The sequence below is a fragment of the Arthrobacter horti genome (genome assembly GCF_030731045.1).
Lineage (GTDB): Bacteria > Actinomycetota > Actinomycetes > Actinomycetales > Micrococcaceae > Arthrobacter_E > Arthrobacter_E nanjingensis.
In genome coordinates, this window is sequence record NZ_JAVALS010000007.1 from 141,578 (window position 1) to 168,071 (window position 26,494).

At 68.2% G+C, this 26,494-nt stretch carries 24 protein-coding genes, 1 tRNA gene and 3 riboswitches; of the genes, 11 read left to right on the forward strand and 14 right to left on the reverse strand.

Translation table 11 applies throughout. From position 1 onward, the window contains the following. Nucleotides 1–85: 85 nt before the first annotated feature. A riboswitch (glycine riboswitch) is annotated at nt 86–185 on the reverse strand. 112 nt (nt 186–297) lie between these two features. Next, nucleotides 298–849 (reverse strand): TetR/AcrR family transcriptional regulator, encoded by a 552-nt coding sequence (locus tag Q9R02_RS11460; protein WP_305996825.1) that lies wholly within the window; start codon nt 847–849, stop codon nt 298–300. Between the two features lie 87 nt (nt 850–936). On the opposite strand from Q9R02_RS11460, the gene Q9R02_RS11465 reads away from it, so the two are divergent. The 3 genes from Q9R02_RS11465 (at nt 937) to Q9R02_RS11475 (ending at nt 5,421) form a co-directional block, all read left to right on the forward strand. Beyond that, on the forward strand, nt 937–2,496 hold the full coding sequence (locus tag Q9R02_RS11465; protein ID WP_305996826.1) for an MFS transporter: 1,560 nt from the start codon (nt 937–939) through the stop codon (nt 2,494–2,496). A gap of 277 nt (nt 2,497–2,773) precedes the next feature. Then, the gene (locus Q9R02_RS11470; RefSeq protein WP_305996851.1) at nt 2,774–3,784 is read left to right on the forward strand and encodes an agmatine deiminase family protein; all 1,011 of its coding nucleotides are present in this window, start codon (nt 2,774–2,776) and stop codon (nt 3,782–3,784) included. 122 nt (nt 3,785–3,906) lie between these two features. Further along, nucleotides 3,907–5,421, forward strand: coding sequence for an APC family permease (locus tag Q9R02_RS11475; protein WP_305996827.1), 1,515 nt, complete (start codon nt 3,907–3,909; stop codon nt 5,419–5,421). Nucleotides 5,422–5,521: 100 nt separating this feature from the next. On the opposite strand, the gene Q9R02_RS11480 is transcribed toward Q9R02_RS11475, so the two are convergent. Continuing rightward, entirely contained in the window at nt 5,522–5,971 is a 450-nt protein-coding gene (locus Q9R02_RS11480; RefSeq protein ID WP_305996828.1) for a Dps family protein, read from the reverse strand. A gap of 71 nt (nt 5,972–6,042) precedes the next feature. Then, entirely contained in the window at nt 6,043–6,852 is an 810-nt protein-coding gene (locus Q9R02_RS11485) for a polysaccharide deacetylase family protein (protein ID WP_305996829.1), read from the reverse strand. 160 nt (nt 6,853–7,012) lie between these two features. Beyond that, nucleotides 7,013–7,107, forward strand: a riboswitch (glycine riboswitch). Then, a riboswitch (glycine riboswitch) is annotated at nt 7,108–7,195 on the forward strand. Between the two features lie 49 nt (nt 7,196–7,244). Between Q9R02_RS11485 and Q9R02_RS11490 the strand changes: the two genes are divergently transcribed. From Q9R02_RS11490 to Q9R02_RS11500, 3 genes are all read left to right on the forward strand, one after another. After that, nucleotides 7,245–8,045 (forward strand): methylenetetrahydrofolate reductase, encoded by an 801-nt coding sequence (locus tag Q9R02_RS11490; RefSeq protein WP_305996830.1) that lies wholly within the window; start codon nt 7,245–7,247, stop codon nt 8,043–8,045. 89 nt (nt 8,046–8,134) lie between these two features. After that, complete coding sequence (locus Q9R02_RS11495; RefSeq protein ID WP_305996831.1) at nt 8,135–9,166, forward strand: DUF4073 domain-containing protein; 1,032 nt, start codon at nt 8,135–8,137, stop codon at nt 9,164–9,166. A 74-nt stretch (nt 9,167–9,240) separates the two neighbouring features. Then, on the forward strand, nt 9,241–9,759 hold the full coding sequence (locus Q9R02_RS11500; RefSeq protein WP_305996832.1) for a DUF4395 domain-containing protein: 519 nt from the start codon (nt 9,241–9,243) through the stop codon (nt 9,757–9,759). A gap of 73 nt (nt 9,760–9,832) precedes the next feature. On the opposite strand, the gene Q9R02_RS11505 is transcribed toward Q9R02_RS11500, so the two are convergent. The 6 genes from Q9R02_RS11505 to Q9R02_RS11530 all read right to left on the reverse strand — a co-directional run bounded on the left by Q9R02_RS11505 (nt 9,833) and on the right by Q9R02_RS11530 (nt 14,489). Next, nucleotides 9,833–10,603 carry a MerR family transcriptional regulator gene (locus Q9R02_RS11505; protein WP_305996833.1) on the reverse strand — a complete coding sequence of 257 codons (771 nt, stop codon included), beginning with the start codon at nt 10,601–10,603 and terminating at the stop codon, nt 9,833–9,835. Nucleotides 10,604–10,642: 39 nt separating this feature from the next. Beyond that, nucleotides 10,643–11,146 carry a flavin reductase family protein gene (locus Q9R02_RS11510; RefSeq protein ID WP_305996834.1) on the reverse strand — a complete coding sequence of 168 codons (504 nt, stop codon included), beginning with the start codon at nt 11,144–11,146 and terminating at the stop codon, nt 10,643–10,645. A 349-nt stretch (nt 11,147–11,495) separates the two neighbouring features. Beyond that, nucleotides 11,496–11,738 carry an NfeD C-terminal domain-containing protein gene (locus Q9R02_RS11515; protein WP_305996835.1) on the reverse strand — a complete coding sequence of 81 codons (243 nt, stop codon included), beginning with the start codon at nt 11,736–11,738 and terminating at the stop codon, nt 11,496–11,498. Nucleotides 11,739–11,746: 8 nt separating this feature from the next. Continuing rightward, nucleotides 11,747–13,183 carry a flotillin family protein gene (locus tag Q9R02_RS11520; protein ID WP_305996836.1) on the reverse strand — a complete coding sequence of 479 codons (1,437 nt, stop codon included), beginning with the start codon at nt 13,181–13,183 and terminating at the stop codon, nt 11,747–11,749. 200 nt (nt 13,184–13,383) lie between these two features. Next, nucleotides 13,384–13,457: transfer RNA gene (locus tag Q9R02_RS11525), tRNA-Thr, on the reverse strand. Nucleotides 13,458–13,589: 132 nt separating this feature from the next. Then, a complete protein-coding gene (locus tag Q9R02_RS11530; protein WP_305996837.1) occupies nt 13,590–14,489 on the reverse strand; it encodes a DsbA family protein in 900 nt (299 codons plus the stop codon). 150 nt (nt 14,490–14,639) lie between these two features. Between Q9R02_RS11530 and Q9R02_RS11535 the strand changes: the two genes are divergently transcribed. From Q9R02_RS11535 to Q9R02_RS11555, 5 genes are all read left to right on the forward strand, one after another. Further along, a complete protein-coding gene (locus Q9R02_RS11535; RefSeq protein ID WP_305996838.1) occupies nt 14,640–16,148 on the forward strand; it encodes an alpha,alpha-trehalose-phosphate synthase (UDP-forming) in 1,509 nt (502 codons plus the stop codon). Then, nucleotides 16,145–16,996, forward strand: coding sequence for a trehalose-phosphatase (gene otsB / locus Q9R02_RS11540; RefSeq protein ID WP_305996839.1), 852 nt, complete (start codon nt 16,145–16,147; stop codon nt 16,994–16,996). Before Q9R02_RS11535 ends, otsB begins: the two co-directional genes overlap by 4 nt. Nucleotides 16,997–17,163: 167 nt before the next feature. Beyond that, nucleotides 17,164–18,246, forward strand: a complete 1,083-nt coding sequence (locus Q9R02_RS11545) for an ABC transporter ATP-binding protein (RefSeq protein ID WP_305996840.1) — start codon at nt 17,164–17,166, stop codon at nt 18,244–18,246. 92 nt (nt 18,247–18,338) lie between these two features. Then, nucleotides 18,339–19,898, forward strand: coding sequence for a beta-N-acetylhexosaminidase (locus Q9R02_RS11550; RefSeq protein WP_305996841.1), 1,560 nt, complete (start codon nt 18,339–18,341; stop codon nt 19,896–19,898). Continuing rightward, nucleotides 19,895–21,280, forward strand: coding sequence for a DUF4032 domain-containing protein (locus tag Q9R02_RS11555; RefSeq protein WP_305996842.1), 1,386 nt, complete (start codon nt 19,895–19,897; stop codon nt 21,278–21,280). Before Q9R02_RS11550 ends, Q9R02_RS11555 begins: the two co-directional genes overlap by 4 nt. 73 nt (nt 21,281–21,353) lie before the next feature. On the opposite strand, the gene Q9R02_RS11560 is transcribed toward Q9R02_RS11555, so the two are convergent. From Q9R02_RS11560 to Q9R02_RS11580, 5 genes are all read right to left on the reverse strand, one after another. Next, complete coding sequence (locus tag Q9R02_RS11560) at nt 21,354–22,538, reverse strand: ABC transporter permease (RefSeq protein ID WP_305996843.1); 1,185 nt, start codon at nt 22,536–22,538, stop codon at nt 21,354–21,356. Beyond that, a complete protein-coding gene (locus tag Q9R02_RS11565) occupies nt 22,535–23,230 on the reverse strand; it encodes an ABC transporter ATP-binding protein (RefSeq protein ID WP_425279264.1) in 696 nt (231 codons plus the stop codon). Before Q9R02_RS11565 ends, Q9R02_RS11560 begins: the two co-directional genes overlap by 4 nt. A 28-nt stretch (nt 23,231–23,258) precedes the next feature. Beyond that, nucleotides 23,259–24,485 carry an efflux RND transporter periplasmic adaptor subunit gene (locus tag Q9R02_RS11570; RefSeq protein ID WP_305996845.1) on the reverse strand — a complete coding sequence of 409 codons (1,227 nt, stop codon included), beginning with the start codon at nt 24,483–24,485 and terminating at the stop codon, nt 23,259–23,261. Between the two features lie 154 nt (nt 24,486–24,639). Beyond that, complete coding sequence (locus tag Q9R02_RS11575) at nt 24,640–25,278, reverse strand: DUF2461 domain-containing protein (protein WP_305996846.1); 639 nt, start codon at nt 25,276–25,278, stop codon at nt 24,640–24,642. A 50-nt stretch (nt 25,279–25,328) separates the two neighbouring features. Beyond that, nucleotides 25,329–25,898, reverse strand: a complete 570-nt coding sequence (locus Q9R02_RS11580; protein WP_305996847.1) for a hypothetical protein — start codon at nt 25,896–25,898, stop codon at nt 25,329–25,331. Nucleotides 25,899–26,494: the final 596 nt, after the last annotated feature.

The following is a 26,494-nucleotide window of genomic DNA, read 5'->3' on the forward strand; positions in this document are numbered from 1 at the left end:
TGTGGGACCTGAGAGTTTTCGCAGCGGCCGGGCCGTGCCTGCACCTTCGGTGAGCCGGCGAGCGCCGGCTGCTTTCCAGAGTTGCCTCGGCGCGGCGGTACCGGGTGCCTGAGAGATTCCTGGGGAGGTGTTGCTCCTACGGCGCCTGCGTGTACCCACATGCAGGACTCTCCCGCCGCGGATCGATGGCTTATTCGATTGTGAAGTGACCGCGGTGATAGCAGTCACAGGGTCAATTGTCACCCCTGCGGGCAGGGAGGGCAAACGGGGCGGCGAGGGCCGACCCGGGCCGGGGCCTCAGCCTTTGCCCCGCACCAGTTCCAGGATCCGCAGCAGGCTCTCCACCTCGGCGTCGGTCTTGCTGGGGTCCATCTCCCGGCCGCCGCCGTTCTCCAGGACGGCGTTGAAGTAGAGCCCGTCGGACATGTAGCGGACCGCCCGGGCGAGATCCTCCCCCAGTTCCGCGGTCAGCACTTCCAGCCACTGCTGCTGGATTCCGGCGAAGCGGCGCTGGGTCTCCTCGTGGGCCACTTCCGCGAGCCTGCTGGCCGCCACGAAGGACCGGTCCAGCGGACCGCCGTCCCAGACGGAGGCTTTGATGAAGTACACGCCCGCACCTTCCGGGGCCGTTTTCATCGCCTCCACTTCCTCCTGGGCCAGCTCGTCGAAGCGGTCCAGGAGCGCCGCGATGAGCGCCTCCTTGTTCGGGAAGTGATAGAGCAGCCCGCCCTTGGACACGCCGGCTTTGGCGGCCACCGCCTCCAGGGTGGCCCCACGCTCCCCCACTTCGATGAGCAGGGTTTCGAAGGCATCGAGGACGGCGTTCCGGGCGACAGGCTTACGGGGCATGGGTTCCATTCTGCACGCTGTGTGATCCGGGGCACGGAACGCCCCTCTGGATTGAAACTATACAGTCTGGACGGTACAGTTATAAACATGACGACCACCTTGACTCCTCAGACGAGCCTCAGGACGGCGCCATGGCGAAAGTGGACCGCCCTGGCGCTTCTGATGGTGCCCGTGCTCCTCGTGGCGGTGGACAACACCGCCCTCACCTTCGCACTCCCCGCGATCACCAGCGCCCTGCACGCAAGCGGCGTGGAACTTCTCTGGATCATCGACGCCTACCCGCTGGTCCTGGCCGCTCTCCTGGTCGCCATGGGCAACCTGGGCGACCGGATCGGACGCCGGAAGCTCCTGATGATCGGCAGCACCGGCTTCGGGCTGGCGTCCATCGCGGCCGCTTTCTCCCCCACCGCCGGCGCCCTGATCGCCGGGCGCGCCGCGCTCGGCCTCTTCGGCGCCACCTTGATGCCCAGCACGCTGTCTTTGATCCGGAACATCTTCACGGACGCGAACCAGCGCCGCCTGGCCATCGCCATCTGGGCCGCCGTCTTCTCCGGCGGTGCCGCGGTCGGCCCGATCCTGGGCGGCTGGCTGGTGGATCATTTCTGGTGGGGCGCCGTCCTCATTGCGCCCGCCGTACTTCTGATCCCTCTGCTGGCGTTCGGCACCAAGCTGATCCCGGAGTCCAAGGACTCCTCGCCGCACCCGGTGGACCTGCCCAGCATCCTGCTGTCCATCCTGGCGATGGGCCCGCTCGCCATCGCCATCAAGGAGCTCACAGTCCACGGACTCCAGCCCCTGCCGATCGCACTGGCCTTCTTCGGCGTGGGCATGGGCGTGGTGTTCGTCCGCCGCCAGCTGCGGATCCCCTACCCCATGCTGGACATGTCCCTGTTCGCCAATCCGGTGTTCAGCACCTCGATCAGCGCGAACGTCCTGTCGTTCACCTCGATGACGGGCTTCATCTTCTTCTTCTCGCAGCACCTGCAGCTCGTCACCGGCCTCACGCCACTCGACGCGGGCCTGCTGATGCTCCCGGCCTCCGTGGCCACGATCATCGCGGGCCTGGCCTCAGTTCCGCTGGTCCGGGCCGTCCGCCCGGGCCTGGTGGTGGCCGGCGGCCTGTTCCTGAGCACCGCGGCCTACTTCCTGGTGGCCCTGCTCGGCGAGGCCGTGGGCATGCCCGTCTACCTCCTGGCCGTCTACCTGCTCTCGATCGGCATCGGCGCTGCGGAAACGATCTCCAATGACCTGATCATGTCCTCCGTCCCGGCCGAGAAGGCAGGCGCCGCCTCCGCGATCTCGGAGACCGGCTACGAGTTCGGCGCCCTGCTCGGCACCGCCGTCCTGGGCTCCATCCTCACCGCCAGCTACCAGCAGCACCTGCGGCTGCCGGCCGGGCTGAGCGACACCGACGCCTCTGCCGCACGCGAGACGCTCGCCGGCGCCGTCGACGTCGCGCACCGCGTGGGCGGTGAGCTCGGCGCTCAACTGACGACGACGGCGCAGCACGCCTTCGATTCCGGCGTCACCGTGACGGCGGCCATCGGAGCCCTGCTCATGGCGGCCGTGACCGTCGCCGCGGCGGTCGGTCTGCGCAAGGCGCCGCGCGCCACCAAGGAAAGCCAGCAGGAACTCCCGGGCCACTGACCCGTCCTGCACCACACCGGACGGGCCTGGGGAGGACCGTCCACGCCGGGACAGCCCGGCACCACAACGGGTGCGGCACGCACTGCAGGGCATCACCCCTGGTCAGGCGCGTGCCGCACCCGAGTTATCGGAACGCGGCTTGCCAAATGTGAAGCGCACCACTCATACTAAATGAATACTATTCATTTTTGTGGCACCGCTCACAGAGAGCCCTCACACATTGGAGTCTGACGTGGCTGATGAAACCACTGGCGCCGTGAACACCCCCCAGTGGGTCATGCCGGCCGAGACCGCCGAACAGTCCCGCCTCTGGATGGCCTTCCCCCATGAGGGCTACACCCTGGGCGAGACCGAGGACGACGCTCACGCCGCCCGCACCACCTGGGCCGCCGTCGCCAACGCCGCCGTGGCGTTCGAGCCCGTGACCATGGTGGTGGACCCCGCGGACACCGAGATCGCGGCCCGCTACCTGGACCCGCGCGTCGAGGTCGTGACCGCCGAGCTCAACGACGCCTGGATGCGGGACATCGGGCCGAGCTTCGTCCTGGACTCCGAGGGCCGCCTGGGCGCAGTGGACTGGGTGTTCAACGGCTGGGGCGGCCAGGACTGGGCCGCGTGGGACAAGGACTCCAAGATCGGCTCCTTCGTAGCCGGCCAGACCCCGGCGCAGCTCATCTCCTCCGCCCTGGTCAACGAGGGCGGCGGCATCCACGTGGACGGCGAGGGCACCGTGCTGGTGACCGAGACCGTGCAGCTGGATCCGGGCCGGAACCCCGGCGCCACCAAGGAGCAGGTGGAAGCCGAGCTGGCACGCACCATCGGCGCCACCAAGGTCATCTGGCTGCCCCGCGGCCTCACCCGTGACTCGGAGGAGTTCGGCACCCGGGGCCACGTGGACATCGTGGCCGTCATGCCCTCGCCCGGCACCGTCCTGGTCCACCACCAGGAGAACCCGGAGCACCCGGACTACCAGGTGTCCCAGGAGATCCTGGCCCTGTTCAAGGACAGCACCGACGCCGCAGGCCGCCCCTTCACCGTCATCCCCGTGCCGGCGCCCGCCACGCTGACGGACGAGGAAGGCTTCGTGGACTACAGCTACATCAACCACGTGGCCATCAACGGCGCTGTGATCGCCTGCTCCTTCAACGACGAGCACGACGCCCGCGCCGTCGAGGCCCTCGCCGCCGCCTACCCCGGCCGCGAGATCGTCACGGTGGACGCCCGCGAGCTGTTCGCCCGCGGTGGCGGCATCCACTGCATCACACAGCAGCAGCCGCTCGCCGGCTGATCCCCACTCACGGGGCCCGTCGCATGACGGGCCCCGTCCGGCGTCCGGGGAACGGCGCCGGGACGCCTCACCTTTCGGATGCCGCGACGTTGCGCGCCGGAACAGCACAGAAAGCCACTCGCATGGAACACCATCAGCGCGCCTCCCATCAGGACGTGGAGGGCAAGGGCCTGAAGACCGGGCAGCTCGGGCTCCTGGCCATCGTGGTCATCGGGCTCGCCACCATCGCCCCCGCCTACACGCTCACCGGTGCCCTCGGCCCCACGGTCCAGCAGGTCGGGGCACAGCTGCCCATCATCTTCGTCATCGGCTTCATCCCGATGATCCTGGTGGCTTTGGCCTACCGCGAGCTCAACACGGACTCCCCGGACTCGGGCACCACCTTCACCTGGAGCACCAAGGCCTTCGGCCCGTGGATCGGCTTCATGGGCGGCTGGGGCCTGCTCGCGGCCAACATCATCGTGCTGTCCAACCTGGCCGGCGTCGCAGTGGACTTCTTCTACCTCTTCCTGGCCCAGATCACGGGTGTGGAAAGCCTGGCAGACCTGGCATCCAACCAGTGGATCAACGTGGGCACCTGTCTGGTGTTCGTGGTGGCCGCCGTCTGGATCAGCTACCGCGGTCTGGAGACCGCCAAGACCGTGCAGTACGTCCTGGTGGGCTTCCAGCTCCTGGTCCTGGGGATTTTCGCCGTCATGGCGATCGTCAACTGGGAGAACTCCGGCCACGGCATGGCCTTCTCCTGGGAGTGGTTCGACCTGAGCCGCGTTGACGGCTTCAGCGCCATCACCGCGGGCGTCTCCCTCTCGATTTTCGTCTACTGGGGCTGGGACGTCTGCCTGACCCTGAACGAGGAGGCCAAGGACGGCCGCAAGACCGCAGGCAAGGCCGGCACCATCACGGCCATGTCCGTGCTGGCCATCTACCTGGTGGTCTCCATCGCCTGCATCATGTTCGCCGGCATCGGCTCCGAGGAGATCGGCCTGAAGAACCCGGACAACGCGGGCAACATCTTCACCGCGCTGGCCTCCCCCATCATGGGCCCGCTGGCCATCCTCATGTCCCTGGCGGTCCTCTCCAGCTCCGCGGCATCCCTGCAGTCCACGTTCATGTCCCCGGCTCGCGGACTGCTGGCCATGGGACACTACGGCGCCCTGCCGAAGTCCATGGCCAAGGTGGACGCGGTCCACTTCACCCCGGCCAACGCCACCATGGCGGCCGGTGTGATCTCCTGGGGCTTCTACGCGGTCATGCACATCCTCAGCCAGAACGTCCTCAACGACACCATCCTGGCCCTGGGCCTCATGATCTGCTTCTACTACGGCCTGACCGCGTTCGCCTGCGTCTGGTACTTCCGCAAGACGCTCCTGAACAGCGTCCGGAACTTCGTGCTGCGCGGTGCCGCCCCGGTGATCGGCGGCATCATGCTCTTCGTGGTCATGATCCAGACGGCCGTGGACTCCTGGGACCCGGACTTCGGTTCCGGCACCGCGGTGTTCGGCGTCGGCCTGGTGTTCGTGGTGGGCGTCGGCATCCTGCTCCTGGGTGTGGCGGCCATGCTGGTCATGGCGCGCAGGAGCCCCGCATTCTTCCGCGGCGAGACGCTGAAGATGGACACTCCGGCCCTGGTCGACTGAGCCGACAGGCGCCCACATGGCCGACGACGGCGCCGCACCCCACGCGGGGTGCGGCGCCGTCGTCGTTCTCAGGCAGCCGTGGCCGGCAGCGCGCAGCCGCTCAGGCGGTCTGGTTCTCCGCGCCGATCATCCAGGCCTGCTTCTCCAGCGCTTCCAGGATGGTGTGAAGCAAGTCCGCCGAGGTGGGGTCCTCCTCGTCCACCTGGTCGTGAACCTTGCGGACCGTACCGACGGCGGCGCGGATTGCGGCCACCACGCGGTCGACCGCATCGTGGGTGGAGACCAGGCCCTCCGGGAACGCCGGGAGCGTGGTGTCGCGGGTGACCGTGGCACTGCGCCCGTCCGGCACGGCGTCCAGGGCCCGCATCCGCTCGGCCACGTCGTCGCTGAGGTTCCGTGCCTCCTCGATCAGGACGTCGAGCTGAAGGTGCAGATCACGGAAGTTGGGGCCGACGATGTTCCAGTGGGCCTGCTTGCCCTGCAGGTGCAGCTCGATCAGATCGGTCAGGACGGCCTGGAGATTGGCCGTGAGCGTGGGTGATGCCTTCATGCGTCCTCCTCTGTGCGGTGAAAGTGCCGGTCTCTTCCGACGCTACCCCGCTCCAGCCCGGCCGCACAGCCTCAGGCGCCGATGAAATCCTCCAGGCGGACCACCGTCAGGCCGGCCGCCTGCTGCGCCTTGTGGAACGCGGCGAGGTCCTGCTCGAACTCCGGGCGGAAATGCATGAGGCAGATGTCGCCGGGCCGCAGGGAGTTGCCCACCTGGTAGTCCATCCTCCCGGCATTGGCCTTGCACTCCCAGTGGATGATGGCCTTGAGCCCGGCGGCCGCGACGGCCCGCCGCATGGCGTTCGAGTAGAAGCCTCCCGGCGGGCGGAACAGCGTGGGGGCGGTGCCGTACTCGGTCTTGATGTAGTCCCGCATGCCGGTGATCTCACCGAGCTGGTACTCATAGGACGCGTTCACCATGCTCGTGTTGTGGCTGATGGTGTGGTCCTGGATGTGGTCCCCGCGCTTCTGGAAGGCCTTGAAGAAGTCCGGGTTCTCCCCCATGGCGCTCTTGGTCAGGAACAGGGTGGCCGGGTAGCCGTACTGGTCCAGGAGTTGGAGTTCCTTGGGGCTTTTGGCCAGCCCGTCGTCGATGGTCAGGAACACCACCGGCTGCTTGGTGATGACCCGCGTGACCACGGGCGCCATGCCGTCCTCGATGGGCGGCAGCTTGTAATCGCTGGTGAAGGTGGGGCTTGGCTTCGGCGTGGGGGTGGGCGTGGAAGTGGGCGTGGGCGATGGGGCCGGCCGGTTCGTGGTGGGGCCCGGGGTGGGCGCCGCCGCATCCTTCGACGGGGACGCGCTGCAGGCGCCCAGGAGTGGAGCCGCAGCGGCGCCCAGCGCCAGGAGTGCGGCACGGCGGGAGAATGGAAGGTCTTGCATGTGTGGACTGCCCCTTAGCTGGTATCGGCTCGATGGTAAGGGATGAAGGTGACGGGCGGCCGAAATTCACGCTCCACTACGGCGGCGTTGCCCGCCGGGACCAGGAAACGATACTGTGTGAGCCGTGTCACCGCCCTCCGGGGCGGTGATGTGCGCCGATTGATCCGTGGCGGGAGAGCCCTGCCCCTCCGGTCAGGCGCCGTAGGAGCAAACCCTCCCCGGGAATCTCTCAGGCACCCGTACCGCCACGGTCAGGCGACTCTGGAAAGCAGCCTCCGGGCTCACCGACGGGGCAAGCGGATCACACCGCGGAAACTCTCAGGTCCATGACAGAGCGGGGAGGAACCTCTGCCCATCGGCGTCCCCGGGACGCCCGAACCCAGGAGTTCCGGATGCTGCCCCTGCATTGCGAGATCATCCCCACGGACCGGATCGTCGACGCCGTCCTCCGCCATGTGCCGGCGCCCACCGGCCTGAGCGTCACCTGCCTGCCTCAGCACAGCGTGGACGCCACCGTCGGCACCGCCACACGCCTCGCAGAGCTCGGCTACAGCGTGGTCCCGCACCTGGCCGCCAAGGCGATCGGCGGCCGGACGGCGCTGCGCACCCTCCTCGACCGGTGCATCGCGTCGGGGATCTCCGAGGTGTTCGTGATCGGCGGGGACGCGGGCACGCCCGCGGGCCCTTATGCCACAGGTGAAGAACTGGGGCGCGACGTCGCAGAGCTGGCGGGCGGGGATCTCGCCATCGGCGTGGCCGGATACCCGGAGGGGCACCCGGGGATCGATGCGGCAGTCCTGCTCGAGTCCCTGCGGAGGAAACAGGAATATGCCTCCCGGGTTGTGACACAGATGTGCTTCTCTGCGGACACGGTGCACGCCTACGTGGACACGCTGCGCGCGGAAGGCGTCCACCTCCCGGTCAGGGCCGGCGTGGCCGGCTCCGTCCCAAAGACCAAGTTGCTCTCCCTGGCCACGAAGATCGGGGTGGGCTCCTCGCTGAAGTTCCTCAGCGGCAAGGGTGCGCTCGCCCGGAAACTCCTGTCCACGGAGCGGTACGAACCGCTGGACCTGATCGGGCAGCTGCAGGAACGCCCTGGGATCGACAGCGTTCAGCTCTACAGCTTCAACGCCGTGGACCGGCTGCCCGCCGTCGCCGCGCACCGTTCACGGAGCGTTCACCCCCCTGTATAGACAAGGGCACGGTGGCAGCGGGCCGTATTCACCTCATCTTCCTAGCGTGGATCCGTCATCGCCCCCCTCACCGAAGGATCCGCGTCACCATGAAACCCCTCACCCGCCGCACGGCTCTTGCGTCCTCCTTGGCCGGAATCGCCGCCCTGGGAGCCGCGTCCGCCGCACGCGCCGACGAGCAGAGCTACGGGCTGCTCGGTAAAGACAAGCCCAAGAGCGTCTTCTCCGTCATCAGCGACATCCAGGGCGATCTGCACGATTTCGGCATGGCGCTGCAGGACATCGAGACCACGAATCCTGCCGTCCGCAGCTCCGGTCTGGTCATCAACGGCGACATCACTCCGCGCGGTTACGACTTCGAATACCGGGACGTCCAGAAAGTCCTGGACGCCAATCCTCATGCCCGGAACGCCCACTGGGTGATCGGCAACCACGAGTTCTACATCCCCAAGTGGGCCACCCCGTCCACCCTTCAGCAGGCCACGTGGCCCAACGGCTGCTCCGAAGAGACCCTCTTCAACAACTTCTACCGCTTCACCGGCCGCGACAAGGTGTACACCGAAGTGGATCTGGGCGGCGTGCCCGCACTGATTCTCGGCACGGAGAAGTACATGCACTACCACGACACGAAACTCTGGGACGAGGTCTGGATGAGCGATGCGCAGTTCGCCTGGCTGGAATCCCGGCTGGCTTTCTGGACCGCGCGGAAGAAGCCGGTCATGGTGTTCTGCCATCACCCGCTCCCCAACACCGTCTCCGGCACGCGCAATGCCCTCTACAAGGCGGACTACCTTCAGCCGGACCGCCTGCTGGGCCTGTTCGGCCAGTACAAGAACGTGTTCTTCTTCAGCGGGCACACCCACTGGGATCTTAACCTCTCCGACTGGGCCGTGCGCCGTGTGGTGCACGGCACCGGAAATGACGAGGGCTTCATGACCGTGAACACGGGGGCCATCCAGACCCTCTGGGAGGATGACGGGCACGGCGGCGAGCGCGCTCTGGATCCGCTGGAGGCCAGCGGACTGCAGGTGGAGGTGTTCAAGGACTCGGTCCTGCTGCGCGCCCGCGACTATCGCCGCAAGCAATGGATCAAGGAGCTGCACGTGCCGCTGTTCTTCTGACGCCGGCCCGTCTCCTCCGACGCACTGCGCAACATTCCTTTCCCGGGCCGGAAGGCCGTCCGTACCCTGAAAACATGGCCGATTCCACTGTCAGCACCGGGCTGCGGCGCACCTTCGCTTTCCCCAATCCGGTCAATGAATACGCCGCCCGCTCCACCGCCGGGATCATCGTGGTGCTCAGCCTCGCGACTCTCGTTCTCGGGCTGACCGCGGGCTGGGGCTGGCTGCTCTGGATCATCGCGCTCGGATTCTGGCTGCGCGTGGCCGGAGGCCCCAAGTACTCCCCCGCCGGCCGGCTGGCCGTCCACGTCATCGCTCCCCGCTTCGGCAAGGCACGTCTCGTGGCGGGCCCGCCCAAGCGCTTCGCCCAGACCATCGGCGCCACGATGTCGACGACGGCTGCGGTGCTCTGGACCTTCGGGCTCGCGCCTGCGGCCTGGGCGTTGCTGGGCCTGCTGATCGTCGCCGCATCCCTGGAGGCGTTCGCGGGCTTCTGCCTGGGCTGCTGGATCTTCGGCCGCCTGCAGGACGCGGGCGTCATCCCGGAGAGCGTCTGCGAGGCCTGCAGCAACATCTCCCTGCGCCGCGCCTGAGCGGCCACGCTGGAACGCACGACGACGCCGGGCAGCCGCCCGGCGTCGTCGTTCTTCTTTTGCGGGTGATCACTCAGCCGTCGCGGCGCTCCACGTAGACGCGGAGGACGTCACGCACGAAGCCTGCACCCTCCGCACCGCCGTAGTGGGCCGCGAAACGCGGGTCCGCCACGTACATCTCGGCCAGGCCGAGCAGATACGCCGAGGGTGCCCCGTCCGGGTGCCCGGGCGTGCCGGGGATCCCGGAGAGCCAGGCGTCATGCCGGGACGCGAGCGCCTGGGCTTCGTCCCCGGCCGGCTCCAGGCCGCGGGCCGCGGCGTCGCGCCAGGCGGCGCTGAGCGACTCCTGCCGGTCCTTCCACTCCTGCCGGCCGTCGGGGCCGAGCCCCCGCCACCAGGCGTCCGAGTCCGCGTAGGCCTTGGCGCCCCAGCGCTGTTCCACCTCGTCCTTGTACTGCGTGTGATCGAAACCGTCCAGCATGTCCTCTGCCATGAGACGGCCACCTCCTTTCAACTGGCTGATGGTGCGCTCCACGGCCTGGATCTGCCGGGCCAGCCGGTCCTGGTCCTGCCGCAGCAGGCCCAGGTGGTGGTCCAGGGCGGTGACCGGGTCGGCCTGCCGGCCCAGGACGTCGCCGATGGCCGGGAGGCCGAGTCCCAGTCCGCGGAGCAGGAGGATGCGCTGGAGCCTCACCAGGGCGTCGCGGTCGTAGTAGCGGTAGCCGTTGTGGCCCACCCGGCTCGGCTCCAGCAGGCCCACGTGCTCGTAGTGCCTGAGGGTCCGGCTGGTGGTGCCCGCCAGTCGCGCGATCTCCTGGATGCTCCAGTCCGTGTTCTCCTCCATGCCTCCAGCGTAGAAGTTGACGTAGCGTCAAGGTCAAGATCAGGCGAAAGCCGGCTGCCTCAGCCCGGTGAACGAGGAGCCGTGGAACACCAACGGGGCCACGTGCCCCTCCCGCACCTCGTAGCCGTGGACGCGCAGCAGCACCACGGTATGGTCCCCCGCCGGGACCTCCTGCTCCACGGAGCAGTCCAGCCAGAGCGCCGCGCCGGGCAGGAGGATCGCGCCCTCGGAACTGACGCTCACGGGCAGCCCCGCGAAGCGGTCCCCGTCCCGTGAGGCGATCTGCCGGGCCGCGTGCTCCTGGTGGGCGGACAGGACGGAGACCCCCAAGCGCCCGGTCCCGCGCAGGACGGGCCAGGTCCGGCTGGAGTTCTGCACCGCGAACATCACCAGCGGCGGGTCCAGCGACACTCCTACGGTGAAGGTGGACACCACCAGCCCCTGCGGCGCACCATCGACCAGGGCCGCGAGCGCGGCCACCCCGCTGGGCACGGTGGCGAAAGCCTGGCGCAGCGTGGCGCCGTCGGAATCACTGACGAGCATGGCATTCCTCCTCATTGCCGGACCCGATCGGCGGGCCCGTGGCAACCATCTGAGCAGAGGCGCGCGGGCTTGTCCCGCGGCCGGTCACGGGAGGAAAGAGCACGCAATATGCGGGGACATCGGGGCTGAATGACGCCCCATGACATGGGACGACGCCGTCGGGACGCCCTGCGTCACGGGAAGTCTCGCGCGGGGCGGTGAGGGCGGCCCGCGCGGTCAGCGGAGGACGGCGTGCGTCCCCACATCACCGCGCATGACGACGACGGCGGGTGGGCCGCCGTCGTCGTCCATGGGGCGGGTGTGACGGAGAAAGTCTCCCCGTGACCGGCACGGGGGCCGGCCGCGCCGCCTATCGCTCGCTTCGCAGCACCTCCGGCAGTTCCTCGACGAAGACGGTCAGCGGCGGTTCGTAGCGGATGACCAGGACCTTTTCCCCGGTTTCGAACACGCTGGTCCCGTCGAGGGGGTGCGCGTGAAAGGCGCTGGTGCCGCCCTGGAACGGCAGCATGACCTCCCCTACCGTGCCCGGTGCGATCCTCCCCGTGACGCGGCCGATCTTTCCGGTGAGGCTGTAGTCGACGATTTCACGCATGGGGACCGCTAGGCGTCGGGGGCCTTGCCGGGATGGGTCGGGTTGGTGTTGCCACTCTTGAGCGCGCCCGTGATCGACGGCAGGAAGTTGCCCACCTGGGCCAGGACACCGCTCACCATGCTGTTCAGGCCCTCACCGCCGTTCAGGACGGTCATGTGATCGACGTGGGCGAAGGGCTCCGCCGCGGCGGCCACGATGGCCGGCATGTTCTCCGCGAGCTGCTGGGAGATGACGGCCTCCTGGTTGGTCCCGAGTGCTTCGGCACGGGCCTTGATGCCGTCCGCCTCGGCAAGGGACTTCGCCTTCATGGCGGAGGCCTCGGCGTCACCGCGCGCCCTGGTGGCGGCGGCTTCGGCCTCACCGGTGATCTTGGTGGCGCCTGCGGCGGCGGCCGCCGCGGTGGCGTTGGCCTGGGCCTCCACTTCCACCCGGCGGGCGTTCGCCTGGGCCTCGAGTTCAGTGCGGCGGGCGCGGGCCTCGGAAGCGCTGATGTCGGCGGCCTTCTGGGCTTCGGCCTCGGTGCGCAAGGCGTACGCCTTGGCGTCGGCGGGTTTGCGGATGGAGGTCTGGAGCTTCTGTTCCTCGCGGTCGGCTTCGAGTTTGGCCACCTCGGTCTCCTGGACCACCACCTGCTGACGGGCGGTGGCATCGGCCAGCGGGCCGGCCTGCGCGGCGTTGGCGCGGGCGGTTTCGGCGTTCGCCTGGGCCGCAGACTGCCGGATCTCGGAAAGGCTCTGGGCATCGGCGATCTGCGCGGCGGCCTCCGCTTCCTTCTCCGCCGCCTCGCGGTTCCTGGTGGCCTCGGCGATCCTTGCCTCCATCTTCACCTGGGCGATATGCGGCTTGGCCAGGTTCTGGATGTAACCGGTGGGGTCCTGAAGGTCTTTGATCTGGAGGGAGTCGACCACCAGGCCGAGTTTTTCCATTTCCGTGCCGCTGGCACTGCGGACCTGGGAGGCGAGCTTGTCGCGTTCACGGATGATCTCCTCCATGGTCATGGAGCCGATGATCGACCGCAGATGGCCTTCGAAGACGTTGTAGACCTGGCTTTCCATCTTGGGCTGCTGACCCAGGAACCGCCGGGCGGCGTTCGCGATGAAGGGTGAGGCGTCACCGATCTTGTAGATCACCACGCCCTCCACGATCACCTGGATGCCCTGCGAGGTCACGCAGTTGACCTGGAGTTCCGTCTCGCTGAGAGTCAGGGAAAGGGTCCTCACGGTCTGGAGACCGGGAACCACCAGGGCGCCCTTCCCCGTGACGATCTTGAAGTCCATGCCGTCCCGCGTCTCCGTGTTCCCACGGGTCAGGCCTGAGATGATCAGCGCCTCGTTCGGCTCGGCGACCTTCCACATCAACTGAATGAGCAGCCTGACGACCGCGATGGCCACCACCACACCCAGAATGGCGACGAGCAGAGGAATGAAACCCAAGAGAACGGACATCAGCTGGCCTTTCAACGGCGGGCGGTCGAGTGACTGGTGTAGCCAGTCTGCTGCCGTCCGTTCGCTTTAGTCCAGCAATTCGGGGAGAGGATTTCCGATCCCCCACTATTCAAGGAAATCGACGCTGCCTAGTTCCGGTCCAAGCGCCTGAACAGCAAAGACCCCCGGAACCCATTCGGATTCCGGGGGTCGTTTCTCTGAGCCCCCTGCCGGATTCGAACCGGCGACCCTCTGTTTACAAGACAGATGCTCTGGCCAACTGAGCTAAGGGGGCGAGCGCCCATCGATGCCGGGCGCGGCTTAAAGCCTAGCGGAGAGCAGCGGCGCCCCCAAACGCGGAGTTCCCCCGAACGCACGGCGGCCCGTCCCCAGAAGGGGACGGGCCGCCGTCGTCGCTCGACGTGCGCTACTTCTTGGCCTTGGCGGCGAGCGCGTTGTTCAGCAGCGTCGGGAAGTCCGTCTGGGCGTCAGCACCGGCCCCGTACTGCTTGCCGTCCACGAAGACGGTGGGGGTGCCGTTGACGCCGACAGAGGCGGCTTCCTTGGTGACGGCCAGGACGAAGGGGCGGAACGTCTTATCGTTCACGCACTGCGAGATGTCCTTCGCTCCGACATCCTTGGCGATGCTGCTGAGCTTGTCATTGGTCAAGCCGGGGCCGTTCTCGTCCGGCTGCTGGGCGTAGAGCGCCTTGAAGTAGTCCTGGTACTTCTCCGGCGACACGTTCAGGACGCAGGCCGCCGCGGCGGCGGCACGGGAGGAGTAGTTGGTGGTGGAGTGGGCGTCGAGGAGGCCGATGGGGCGGTACTCGACCGTGATGGATCCGTCCTTCACGTGCTGATCCAGCAGACTGCCGTAGGTGGATTCGAAGTTCTTGCAGACCGGGCAGATGAAGTCCACATAGGCGACCACCTTGACCGGCTTGCCGGCCTCCGCGGCCACGCTGGGCGCTGCGGCGACCGCACCCTGGGACGGCACTGCCGTCGGCGTCGGGATCGATGCGGCGTCCACCTGGGACCCGGGCTGCGCCAGGACGCCGTCCTTGGTCAGGACCGCGCCGCCATGCACATTGGCATTGGCCGGCGTGGCGCCCTGGTTCGGGATGGGCGCGTTGGCGGCGTTGGTGGCCATGATGGACCACACCACGATGCCCACCACGAGGACCGCGGCCACGACCACGCCCCAGATCAGGAGGAGCTTGTTCCGCTTCTCCTTCTTGAGCTGCTGCTCACGGATCAGACGGGCCTTCTCACGGGCTTGGGCGGTACGCTCGGCCTTGCTCTGGCGCGGCTCTTGTGCAGGAGTCATGCTTCCTCGGTCTGTTGGGGGCTCAATGCCTTGGGCTACCAAATCAGAAGAATCTTATTCCAGATGTCTGGGAAACCCCTGGCCCCGCCCACGACGTGCACTGACGCTAGGGTGGATCAGGAGTCGAGAAGCCAACTCTGAGGGGTCGCCGTGCGCACCGAGGACAGCAGCAGCACGAATACCGGGGCCCTGGCCCCCCGCCACTTCGACTTCGTCGTGGTGGCGAACCGCCTGCCCGTGGACCGGGTGGTGGACGACGACGGCGCCCTCCACTGGCGCCGTTCGCCCGGCGGTCTGGTGACCGCCTTGGCCCCGGTCATGCAGGAGGCGGACGGCGCCTGGGTGGGCTGGCACGGAGCCTCCGGTGAGACCCTGGACCCTTTCAATCATGAAGGCACGGACATCATCCCGGTCCCGCTGAGCGAGGACGATGTTGAGCAGTATTACGAAGGGTTCTCCAACGCCACCCTCTGGCCGCTCTATCACGATGTCACGGCCCGCCCCGAGTTCCACCGTGCCTGGTGGGACGCCTACCGCCGCGTGAACCGGCGCTTCGCCGAGGCCGCCGCACGGGCAGCCGCCCCGGGTGCCACGGTCTGGGTGCAGGACTACCAGCTCCAGCTGGTCCCCCGGCTCCTCCGTCAGATCCGCCCGGACCTGACCATCGGGTTCTTCAACCACATCCCCTTCCCTCCGCAGGAGATCTTCGCCCAGCTCCCGTGGCGCCGGGAGGTCCTGGAAGGACTGCTGGGCGCGGATCTGGTGGGCTTCCAGCGCAGTGGGGACGCCCGGAACTTCGTGCGGGCCGCCACCAGGCTGACCGGCGCTTCCCTCAGCCGGGTCACTCCCCAGCTCCGCACCATGGTCCCGCGCACTCAGAGCCTCACGGTGGACCCGGGACTGCCCACCGCCCACCACTGTGTGGCGGAGGCGTTCCCCATCTCCATCGAGGTCTCCCAGATCGAGGCCCTGGCCCGGGACCCGAAGGTGGTGGACCGGGCCCGTCGGATCCGCTTTGAACTCGGCAATCCGCGGACGGTCCTGCTGGGCGTGGACCGGCTGGACTACACCAAGGGCATCCGGCACCGCCTCAAGGCCTATGAGGAGCTCCTCAAGGACGGGGACCTGACCGTGGAGGACGCCTGCCTCATCCAGGTGGCCAGCCCCAGCCGCGAACAGGTGGAGGAGTACCGGATCCTGCGCGAGGAGATCGAGGGCACGGTGGGCCACATCAACGGCGCCTTCGACACCCTCGGCCGCACCGCCGTGCGCTATCTCCACCACAGCTACCCCGTGGAGGAGATGGTGGCGCTCTATCTGGCCGCCGACGTCATGCTGATCACGGCCCTGAAGGACGGCATGAACCTGGTGGCCAAGGAGTACGTCACGGCCCGCGTCGACAACACGGGAGCCCTGGTCCTCTCCGAGTTCACGGGAGCCGCGGACCAGCTCAAGCAGGCCTTCCTGGTCAACCCCCACGACATCGACGGCCTGAAGTCAGCGATCCTCTCCGCCACTCGCGTCTCCCGCCCGGAAGCCGCACGGCGGATGCGCTCGATGCGGCGCCAGGTCACCACCCACGACGTCCGCGGCTGGTCCACGGCCTTCCTGGAACGCCTCGCCGGGCTCGCCGGACAGCACCAGGAGACCCCGGCATGAGCGGCGGTCCCGAGGCCCGTGTCCCCGCCGGCCTGACGGACGAGCTGCGCGCCGCCGTCGAGCATCTCGCCGAGGCTCCCGCCCTGCTGATCGCACTGGACTTCGACGGCACGCTCTCGCCGCTGGTCCCCCACGCGGCCGACGCACGGCCGCACCCCCGCGCCGCCCGGGCTCTCGTCTCCCTGGCCGGCCTGGAGGGCACGACGACGGCGCTGGTCTCCGGCCGCTCGCTGGAGAGCCTGCGGCACGTCGCTCAGCCGGACCCCCGCACGCTGCTGGTCGGCAGTCATGGCGCGGAGGTGTGGCTGGGTGAGGGGAGCACGAGCCTGACCCTGGACGCCACCCAGCGTGAACTCCTGGACCGTGTGAGGCAGCTCCTGTCGGAGGTGGCGAGCCAGGCGCCCGGATGCTGGGTGGAGGACAAACCTGCCGCCGCCGTGCTCCACACCCGGCAGGCGTCGGAGGAGGATGCCCTGGACGCGGAGGCCGCGGCCCGGCACCTTCTGGAGCACCTGTCCGGGGTGCATCTTCTGGCAGGCAAGCGCGTCCTGGAGGCCACCGTGGTCAATGCTTCCAAGGGCGAGGCTCTGGACTTCCTCCGTGCCGCGTATGGGCCTGTCAGCGTCCTGTACGCGGGTGACGACGTCACGGATGAGACGGCCTTTCTTCGCCTGGATTCCGGTGCTTCCGCGCGCTTTCCGGACCTGGGCGTGAAGGTCGGTGACGGCTTCACCGCGGCCGGTTTCCGGGTTGCGTCGCCTGAGGACGTGGCGGACCTCCTGGAACTCCTCTTCACGTGCCGTTCACCTGGCCGTGGAGACAAAAGTCATCCTTATCTGCAATACTGAGGATGTGATGTGGCGCACATCAGCGTGCGGCGTCACCGAGTGCGGGATCCATAACGGCTGTTTCGCTGAACCGGCCGGGCGGACCCCGCACTTTCATGAGAACTGAATATCTTCCATTCACTACGGATCGTTCGGCACGTACCTGCCGATGAAGGGACACGAGAACTGTGGCAACAGTTACGTATGACAATGCAACGCGCCTGTACCCGGGCACCAACAAGCCCGCCGTTGACAAGCTCAACATCCAGATCGAAGATGGCGAATTCCTCGTTCTGGTGGGCCCGTCCGGCTGTGGCAAGTCCACCTCCCTGCGCATGCTGGCCGGCCTGGAGGATGTGAACTCCGGCCGTATTCTGATCGGCGACCGTGACGTGACCGACGTCCCGCCGAAGGACCGCGACATCGCGATGGTCTTCCAGAACTACGCCCTCTACCCGCACATGAGCGTCGCGGACAACATGGGCTTCGCGCTGAAGATCGCGGGCGTCCCGAAGGAGGAGCGCCTGGCCCGCGTCCGAGAGGCCGCCAAGCTCCTGGACCTCGAGCAGTACCTGGACCGCAAGCCGAAGGCCCTCTCCGGCGGCCAGCGTCAGCGCGTCGCCATGGGCCGCGCCATCGTCCGCAACCCGCAGGTCTTCCTCATGGATGAGCCGCTGTCCAATCTGGACGCCAAGCTCCGCGTCCAGACCCGCACCCAGATCGCGTCCCTGACCCGCCGGCTGGGCGTCACCACCGTGTACGTGACGCACGACCAGACCGAGGCCATGACCATGGGCGACCGCGTCGCGGTCCTCAAGGACGGGCTGCTGCAGCAGATCGACACCCCCCGCAAGCTCTACGACCGCCCCGCGAACGTCTTCGTGGCAGGCTTCATCGGCTCCCCCGCCATGAACCTGCTGGAACTGCCCGAGGCCGACGGCGGCGTGAAGTTCGGCGGCACCATCTACCCCGTGGCCCGTGAGGTCCTGGCGGAGGCTCACGGCAGCACCGTCACCCTGGGCGTCCGCCCCGAGGACCTCGAGACCGTCGCCGCCGGCGAGGGCCTGCAGGTCGAGGCCGACGTCGTCGAGGAACTCGGTGCCGACGCCTACGTCTACGGCCACACCACGCTGGACGGCAAGGAGCACACCATCGTGGCCCGCGTCGACGGCCGCCGCCCCCCGATGAAGGGTGACACCATCTGGGTCCGCCCGCAGCAGGGCCACGTGCACCTGTTCGACACCAAGACCGGCGAGCGCCTGGGCGACTGATCCACACCTTGTCTGTCGCTGAAGACGGCCCGTTCCACCCCCGGAACGGGCCGTCTTCAGTACCCGCACCTTCCTGCTCCTCGGAGGATCCCTTGTCTTCTCAGCACTTCATCACGCCCGTCCCCCGGTCCGTCGTCCCGTCCGCCGGGACCCTCACGCTGACCCCTGCCACGCGCGTCGTCCCCGGCCCGGGTGCCGAATCCGTCGCCGTCCGCTTCGCCGCGTGGCTCCGTGCAGGCACCGGCTGGGAGGTCCCCCTCGCCGGGGACACCGGCCCGGCCATCACCTTCACCCTCGACCCGTCCGTCGACGGCGGGGAGGCCTACACGCTCACCGTGAACGACGACGGCGTGCGGCTGGCCGCCGCGCATCCCGCGGGTCTGTTCCACGCGGCGTCGTCGTTGCGGCAGCTGCTGCCGGCCGCCCTGGAGAAGGGGCACGCGGACGCCCCGTCCGGCACGATCGATGTGGGCCATGTCCACGTCGAGGACGCGCCCCGCTTCGCCTACCGGGGCATCATGCTGGACGTGGCCCGCAGCTATTACCCGATGGATGAGATCCGCCGGCTGATCGACGTCATGACCCGCTTCAAGTACAACGTCCTGCACCTGCACCTGGCCGATGACCAGTCCTGGCGCGTCGAGCTGGACACCCCGGAGGACAACCCCACCGGGATCGATTTCACCGAACTCGCCCGCATCGGCAAAGACGGCGCAGTCAACCGTGAAGGCTGGGGCACCGGTCCCGGCCGGACGGGGTACTACACGCAGGACGATTACCGGCTGATCGTGGAGTACGCGGCCGAGCGCTTCGTCACCGTGGTCCCGGAGTTCGACGTGCCCGGACACGTCAACGCGGTCCTGGCCGCGATCCCGCAGCTCAACCCGGACGGCGTGGCCACCAGCCCCAATGCCACCGGCGAGGTGGGCTTCTCCACGCTGTACAACGACAACCCTCTGACCAGGCCTTTCGTCGCCGAGGTCTTCCGCCAGCTGGCGGCCCTGACGCCCGGCCCGTACCTGCACTTGGGCGGCGATGAGGCCCTGGTGACCAGCAAGGAGGACTTCATCGCCATGGTCGGTGACTTCGCGGCGTCGGTGGCGGCCACGGGGAAGACCGTCATGGGATGGAACGAATACGCCCAGGCGGAACTCCCCGCCGGGGCGGTCATCCAGTACTGGGATGGGGACCTGGAGCCCACGCTGCGGCAGGTCCGGGACAACGGCGCCCGCGTGGTGATGTCCCCCGGCAAGGGGAGCTACCTGGACCAGAAGTACGTGGAATCGGACCCCATCGGCCTGAAGTGGGCGGCCATGGGCGACTGGGACCTCCACTACGGCTGGGACCCGGTCCGTGACGGCCTGGCGGAGCAGGACGTCCTGGGCGTCGAGGCGCCACTGTGGAGCGAGACCATCCGCAGCCTGGATGAGGCCCACTGGCTCATCTACCCTCGCGCCATCGCCGTCGCGGAGACGGCCTGGAGCGGTGCCGAGGCCAAGGACCCGGCATCGTTCGCGGTCCGCCTCGGGGCGCTGGGCGAGCGGCTCGTGGCCCTGGACGTCACCTTCCGGCCCAGTCCGGGCATCGCCTGGAACGCCCGGCCGCGGGACGTCTTCGCCGCCGGCGCGGTGACGGGGACAATGGACGCATGAGTTGGAACCCACCCGTCAACGGGGCCCAGTGGCATGACGAACCCACGGATTACAGCCAGCTGGGGAAGCTTCCACGGGCGGAGGCCGCGAGTGGTGATGAGACGCCCGGCCTCATCACCGGTTCGCTGAGCATCACCGCGGCGAGCGCGGACCCGGAGCTCCTGGACCTGCCGTGGCACATCGCCCTGGAGGACTGGCCGCAGGCCAATCTGGCGGCGCTCCCCCGCGGCATCTCCCGGCACGTGGTGCGCTTCGCCCACCTGGGCGGCAGCGTGATCGCCATCAAGGAGACCAGTGAGCACGTGGCCCGCCACGAGTACCACATGCTCCGGAAGCTGGCCCGTCTGGATGTGCCGGGCGTGGAGCCGGTGGCCGTCATCACGGGCCGCACCACGCCGGACGGCGCACCGCTGAACCCGTGTCTGGTGACGCGGCACCTGAAGTTCTCCATGCCGTACCGCGCGCTGTTCTCCCAGATGCTGCGCAAGGATACGCTGACCCGCCTGATCGACGCGTTGGCGCTGCTCCTGGTCCGCTTGCACCTGGTGGGCTTCTACTGGGGCGACGTCTCGCTCTCCAACACCCTGTTCCGCCGGGACGCGGGCGCCTTCGCCGCATACCTCGTGGACGCGGAGACCGGCGAGCTGTACCCGGACCTTTCCACCGGCCAGCGGGAGTATGACCTCGAGATCGCCAGGGTCAACATCGCCGGTGAGCTCATGGACCTCCTGGAGGGCGAGCTGATCGACGAACAGGTGGACCCGGTGGCCACGAGTGAACTGATCATGGACTCCTACCGCCGACTCTGGGACGAGCTCACGGCCAAGGAGTCCTTCGAGCTGGGCGACCGCTGGCGCGTGGGCGCCCGCATCCGCCGCCTGAACGAGCTGGGCTTCGACGTGGAGGAGTACGCCATCAAGACGACGCCGGACGGCTCCACCATCCAGCTGCAGCCCAAGGTGGTCGACGCCGGACACCACCAGCGCCGTCTGCTGCGCCTCACCGGCCTGGACGCCCAGGAGAACCAGGCACGCCGTCTGCTCAACGACATGGACGCCTACCGGGCGGACAACTACCCGGGCCAGGACGAGGAGATCAGCGCGCATGCCTGGGTGTCCCAGGTGTTCGAACCGATCGTCCGCTCCATCCCGCGGGAGCTCTCCGGCAAGCTGGAGCCTGCCGAGGTGGTCCACGAGGTCCTGGAGCACCGCTGGTACATGACGGAGAAGCGCAACCAGCACGTCCCCATGGCGGAGGCGCTGCAGTCCTACATCGACGACGTCCTCCGGCACCGCCGGGACGAGGCGACACTCCTGCTCAACCCGGACACGGAACTGCTCCAGGTTCTGGAGGCCGGGGTCATCACGCCGGACGAGGACTGACCCACACGCGGGAGGCCGTCGGCGCGCAATCGGGACTCACTCGTGGCGCCGGCGGCCTCCCGCGTTCCGGAGTTCAGAATCGGATCGCGTCGATCACCTTCACCCGCACGGCGATGAGCGCCGGAATGGCGCCCGCAAGTGCACCCACCAGGACCGCGGCGGCCATGCCGAGGAGCGCCGCGCCGAGCGGGAACGGAGGGTATTCGAGCAGGGAGGGAGCGAGTTTCGACTCGATCCACGGGTTCTTCACCACCGCCACGGCCAGCAACACGCCCACCAGGCCCGCCACGGTGGTCGCCACCACGGATTCCATCATGACGCCCACGAAGATCCGTCCGGAGGTGGCTCCGAAGCTGCGGCGGATGCCGATTTCACGGACCCTGTGGCGGACCGTCACCAGGGACACTGTGAGCATGCCGAGCGCTCCGAGGAGCAGGATCAGGCCCGCGATCCCCCCGACCACCCATTGCACGGCCCCCAGCGGGTCACCGTACGCCAGGTAGTCCATCCGGCTCACCCCGCCGTTAACCCCCGGCAGCTGGGCCGAGATATCGGCCTCCAGTGATTGCCGTATCTGGTCAGCCTGGGCCGGGTCGACCCAGATCTTGTACTCGGCGCCCTCCAGGGCCAGCCCGAGTATGTCCCCGGCGCCTTGGAGCAGGAAGGCGCTCGGCGGTTCCTCCGGCCAGTTGTTGCGGACCACTCCGATGACCACCGCGCTGTGCGGGCCGTCTTTCCGCAGCTGGACTCCGGGATTGCTGTGCAGCGCAGGAGACCCGAGCATCCGCCAAGTGTTCTCGTTGACCACCAGGGCGGGCGCCAGCAGCTGGTTGTCATCGGAGGAGAACCACCGGCCCTGCACCATCGCCACCCGGTGGATGGCTCCGTAGGCCGGATCCACCGTGACGGCCTGGGCCGAACGCACCCCGTCGGGGAACTGGATGTCCAGGCTGGTGCGCGAGGTCCGGGTGATCTGAGTGAACTTGTACTTCGCGGTCAGGCCGTCCATCAGCTGGATCGTCTTCTGAGCCGGGACGGGACCGTGCTCCCCGTAGAGGTTCACGTCCAGGGTCGCGGCGCGGCCGCCCTGCCGTTCGGCCTGGTCCCGCATACCCTCCCGGGCCACGTCCCCGAGCCCGAGCACACCGGTCAGGGCCGCCACGGACACGGCCACACCGATCAATGAAAGCATCACGCGCACCTTGTGCACACGGAGCTCCTGCCACGCCTCCAGGATCGTGGAGAAGAACGCGCTCATGCGCTCACCGCCTCCTCCTGCTCGGCACCTTCCAGCTCGACGGCGGACAGGCGGCCGGTGTCCAGCCGGAACCTCCGCTCGGAGCGGACGGCGACGGCGCGGTCGTGCGTGATGGTCACCAGCGCGGCGCCGCTCTCCCGCGCCACCTCCTCGAGGAGGTCCATGACGGCCTGCCCGGTCTCGACGTCGAGCGCGCCGGTGGGCTCGTCCGCCAGGATCAGGCGGGGCCGGCGCACCAGCGCACGGGCGATCGCGATGCGCTGCTGCTCACCGCCGGAGAGCCGGGACGGGAGGATGTCCGCCCGCTCAGCGAGGCCAACCCGGTCCAGGAGTTCGCGGGCCAGCCGCTCCCGTTGCCAGAAATCCCTGCCCGCGGCGTAGTAGAGAGGCGTCATGACGTTTTCCAGCGCCGTTCGCTCCGGGAGGAGGTTGAACTGCTGGAAGACGAACCCCACCGACTTTCCGCGCAGCCGGGCCCGCCGCTTCTCGCTCATGCGCCGCACCGGTGCACCCTGGAACTCGAGGTCGCCGCTGCTGGGCGTGTCCAGCAGACCCAGGAGGTTCAGGAGCGTGGATTTCCCGCCGCCGGAGCGTCCCACCACGGACACCCGGTCCCCTTCCTCCAGCTCGAGGTCGATCCCCCGCAGGATGTGCAATTCGCTCCCGTCCACCAGGGTCACGGTCCGGGTCACGCCGCGAAGACTGAGAAGTGTTCCCATGTCAGCCGCCCATCACGACCGGGCCTCCGGGCATCCCGCCCGGGCCGGCCGGTGCCTGGACGCCCGGGATGAACTCCAGGATCTCCTCGCCCTCCTTCAGGCCCTTGGTCACCTCGATGCGGGTGCCGTCATTCAGGCCGAGTGAAACGGTGCGTTCCTCAAAGCCGTCGGCCGCCCCCGAGGGACCGGGAGGAACCGGAGCGGCTGGTGCAGCTTTGGGTGCTGCGGCATCGCCTGGCGCGGAGGCGCCGCCGGACGGTGCGTCCGGCGTGCTCTTCCGGACCCAGACCACACCTTCCTTGTAGCTTCCCTTCACGGCGGTGAGCGGCACCGCCAGCGTGTTCTCCGCAATGCCCGCGGTCAGCTTCAGGCTTGCACCCAGTCCGGGGAAGACCTTCACCGAGGACGGCACCGGGCAGCTCACCGTCCCGGAGCTCGGTCCCGCGCCACTGTCGCCTCCTCCAGAGACGGGTCCCCCTCCGGGCCCCACCTGAGCCCCGGGGACGCTGCTGCCCCTCGCGCCTCCGCCGCTTCCGCCGGAGCCGCCGCCCGCCGTCGTCGGTGCAGACCCGATCCGCACGTCCGTGCACGTGAAGGGTGATGGCCCGCCGGTCACCGTGACCTCGGCCTTGCTGGGACGGTCCAGGAGCCGGTACTGCTGCGCGGCGTCGAGGCTTCCGGAGACGCTGTACGTCCCGGGATCGATGTTCCCCACCTGGTCGCCGACGCTCACCTGCTGCCCCATCAGGACGGTGAAATCGGTCAGCACGCCGGAAGCCGGAGCCAGAATGTCCAGGTAATCGTATTCGACGGCGGGCGGCCGCGGTACGGCCGGGGTCTCTCCCGCCTTGGCGGACCCCGACGACGGCGGGGTGCCCGCGTCCTCGGTCTGGGCGGGCGTCTCGCGGGCCTTCTTGACCTGGAACAGGGGCGTCCCTTCGGCCACCGGTTTGCCGCTCTTCACGTGCAGGTAGACCACGGTGCCGGATTCCGTGCTCCGCACGCTGACCGCGGGATCGGCGGCCACGGATCCCTTCACCTCGACCACGTTCGACACGGTCGTCTTGCCGACACTGACGGCACGTGGTCCCAGATCGACCTGTGGCGCCCCGCTTTGCTCGGTGCCCCTGGTCCCGTCGATGAACGCGATCTTGACCAGCGCCACCGCGACGACGGCCCCGATCACCAGCCAGGCGGACGGAAGAAGAACGCGGCGGATGAATCTCATGTCGTGCCCCCAATGCAGACGTACACCGCGGCGAGTGCGCGGTTGTGTGCGAGTCTACTCATCGGAAGGGACAAAACATGCCATTCGGCACGGTTTCAACCAGCCGGATGGTCACACTCCACCCAGAGGCTGACGTGACGCCGGCCAAGGGCACTCAGTCGCCGGACAGGTGTCCGTTCAGCCAGTCGACCAGAGGGGTCAGACGCCGCCATTCGGCGCGCACGTTCTGCAGCGCCTCGGCCGTGGAGAACCAGGCCGGCACGCCGAACATCTTGCCCGCCGTAAGCGACTTGTGCTTCAGGAGCTCGGCGCGGGGATGGTCCACGGGATATCCGCGAGGCACACGCAGCAGCTTCTCCCCTTCGATCCGGAAGCCGGCGGACGTGAGCTCATCAATGATCCCGGCCAGTTCCACACCGCTCACAGGGGCGTCCACGGCGTCCCTGAGCCTGGTGACCTGGTCCGGGGTGTGAGCGTGGAAACCGCCGCCTACCATGAGCCCGGCGGCGTCCAGATGCAGATAGTGACCGATCCCCTCGGCTGAGGCGGCGAAGCCGCCCTGGGAGGTCTTATAGGGGGACTTGTCCTTGCTGAAGCGGATGTCACGCTGAGGCCGGAACATCTTGGCCGCTCCGAACTCCTCAGACAGCTCGTCCAGCAGCGCAGCCATCGGTTCCCGGATCAGGGACTCATAGTCGCCCTTGTGCTCGAGCCACCACTCCCGGGTGTTGTTCTCCTCCAGCGCCGCGTAGAACTCCGGCCCATCCGCCGGGAACCCCTCGAAATCACCCATGGGATCATTCTGCGCCACGGAGGCGTCCGGCGACAGAGCACGTGGCCCCCTCAGGAGAGGGTGCGTTCCCGCCACTTCGAGATCGCGCCTTCCACTGCGGCCCGCCACTGTGCGCCATCCGCTCCCCGGTACAGATCCTGTGAGCCGTAGGGTGAGTGCGCGGTATGAGGGCTGCTGTCCTGGATGGCCCGCTGAAGCTCATCAAGTGCCCGGGCCCCGTGCGCCCGGTAGGCCGCGACCTGGATGTGGTCCAGTCTCACGAGCAGCGAATCATCAAGGACGGCGCTCCAGGAATACCTCGCGTCCAGGAACAGCGCGTCTCTCCACCAGAACAGGTACCAGGAGGCCGGGTCCGTGGCGATCACATGGAGAGACACGTCCCTGGCCCGGACATTGCCGCCACGGTCCAGGTCCATCGCCCAGTTGTACAGCGAACTGATGGCCTGCCCGAGTGCCATGTGAAGTGCTCTGGCCTCCGCGTTCTCCGAGAGGAGCAGGTACCGCTCCTCCGCGAGGATCCGGCCGAGCGTCGGCTCGAGAGTACGGTGAACGAGCTGGTCACCGGGCGCGCTGAAGCCCCACAGCCTGTCCAGATAGCCTCGCAGGACCGGTAGGTACATGCCTCCGCACAACCTCTCGGCGGCCAGATGCTGCGCATGTGCGAAGAAGCCTGACAGTTCCTCAGCCAACGCCGCGGCGAAGACGCCTGCGCGGGATGGATCGGCGAACACCTCCCGGAACAGGGCTGGAAGCGTTCCGGAGCGCCTGGATGCCCAGGTACTGGAGAATGACCACAGCTCCACGTCACCCCCGCAGAGAAGGCGATACCCAGCCCGGAAATCTTCCTGCCCGGCCACAGAATCCGCCTGGTCGTCACGAGCCGGCGACGTCGCCATGGCAGTGAGCCATGCAGTGATCTCCGCGGACAGAGCAGACACCTCGCCGAGCCGGCTCTGCAGAGGGTTTGCCATTGCACGTCCGGCTGCCACGAGTTCCAGAAGCATCCGCCCATCGTGCAGGAGCGTGATCCTGAGGCGTCGTTGTGGCACTGCGCTGGTCACGGAGCCGATGGTGTCACAGGTGGTTTTTTGTTTGTTAAATGCAGCGGCCCCGGGAGCGTCGTTGCTTCCGGGGCTTCGCTGGTGGTTGTGTCCGGCGGTGTCCTACTCTCCCACACTCTCTCGGGTGCAGTACCATCGGCGCTGTGGGTCTTAGC

Coding starts and splice junctions, on each gene's coding strand:
- Q9R02_RS11460 (WP_305996825.1), bottom strand. CDS start 849: ATGCCCCGTAAGCCTGTCGCCCGGAACGCCGTCCTCGATGCCTTCGAA.
- Q9R02_RS11465 (WP_305996826.1), top strand. CDS start 937: ATGACGACCACCTTGACTCCTCAGACGAGCCTCAGGACGGCGCCATGG.
- Q9R02_RS11470 (WP_305996851.1), top strand. CDS start 2,774: ATGCCGGCCGAGACCGCCGAACAGTCCCGCCTCTGGATGGCCTTCCCC.
- Q9R02_RS11475 (WP_305996827.1), top strand. CDS start 3,907: ATGGAACACCATCAGCGCGCCTCCCATCAGGACGTGGAGGGCAAGGGC.
- Q9R02_RS11480 (WP_305996828.1), bottom strand. CDS start 5,971: ATGAAGGCATCACCCACGCTCACGGCCAATCTCCAGGCCGTCCTGACC.
- Q9R02_RS11485 (WP_305996829.1), bottom strand. CDS start 6,852: ATGCAAGACCTTCCATTCTCCCGCCGTGCCGCACTCCTGGCGCTGGGC.
- Q9R02_RS11490 (WP_305996830.1), top strand. CDS start 7,245: ATGCTGCCCCTGCATTGCGAGATCATCCCCACGGACCGGATCGTCGAC.
- Q9R02_RS11495 (WP_305996831.1), top strand. CDS start 8,135: ATGAAACCCCTCACCCGCCGCACGGCTCTTGCGTCCTCCTTGGCCGGA.
- Q9R02_RS11500 (WP_305996832.1), top strand. CDS start 9,241: ATGGCCGATTCCACTGTCAGCACCGGGCTGCGGCGCACCTTCGCTTTC.
- Q9R02_RS11505 (WP_305996833.1), bottom strand. CDS start 10,603: ATGGAGGAGAACACGGACTGGAGCATCCAGGAGATCGCGCGACTGGCG.
- Q9R02_RS11510 (WP_305996834.1), bottom strand. CDS start 11,146: ATGCTCGTCAGTGATTCCGACGGCGCCACGCTGCGCCAGGCTTTCGCC.
- Q9R02_RS11515 (WP_305996835.1), bottom strand. CDS start 11,738: ATGCGTGAAATCGTCGACTACAGCCTCACCGGAAAGATCGGCCGCGTC.
- Q9R02_RS11520 (WP_305996836.1), bottom strand. CDS start 13,183: ATGTCCGTTCTCTTGGGTTTCATTCCTCTGCTCGTCGCCATTCTGGGT.
- Q9R02_RS11530 (WP_305996837.1), bottom strand. CDS start 14,489: ATGACTCCTGCACAAGAGCCGCGCCAGAGCAAGGCCGAGCGTACCGCC.
- otsB (WP_305996839.1), top strand. CDS start 16,145: ATGAGCGGCGGTCCCGAGGCCCGTGTCCCCGCCGGCCTGACGGACGAG.
- Q9R02_RS11555 (WP_305996842.1), top strand. CDS start 19,895: ATGAGTTGGAACCCACCCGTCAACGGGGCCCAGTGGCATGACGAACCC.
- Q9R02_RS11560 (WP_305996843.1), bottom strand. CDS start 22,538: ATGAGCGCGTTCTTCTCCACGATCCTGGAGGCGTGGCAGGAGCTCCGT.
- Q9R02_RS11570 (WP_305996845.1), bottom strand. CDS start 24,485: ATGAGATTCATCCGCCGCGTTCTTCTTCCGTCCGCCTGGCTGGTGATC.
- Q9R02_RS11575 (WP_305996846.1), bottom strand. CDS start 25,278: ATGGGTGATTTCGAGGGGTTCCCGGCGGATGGGCCGGAGTTCTACGCG.
- Q9R02_RS11580 (WP_305996847.1), bottom strand. CDS start 25,898: ATGTACCTACCGGTCCTGCGAGGCTATCTGGACAGGCTGTGGGGCTTC.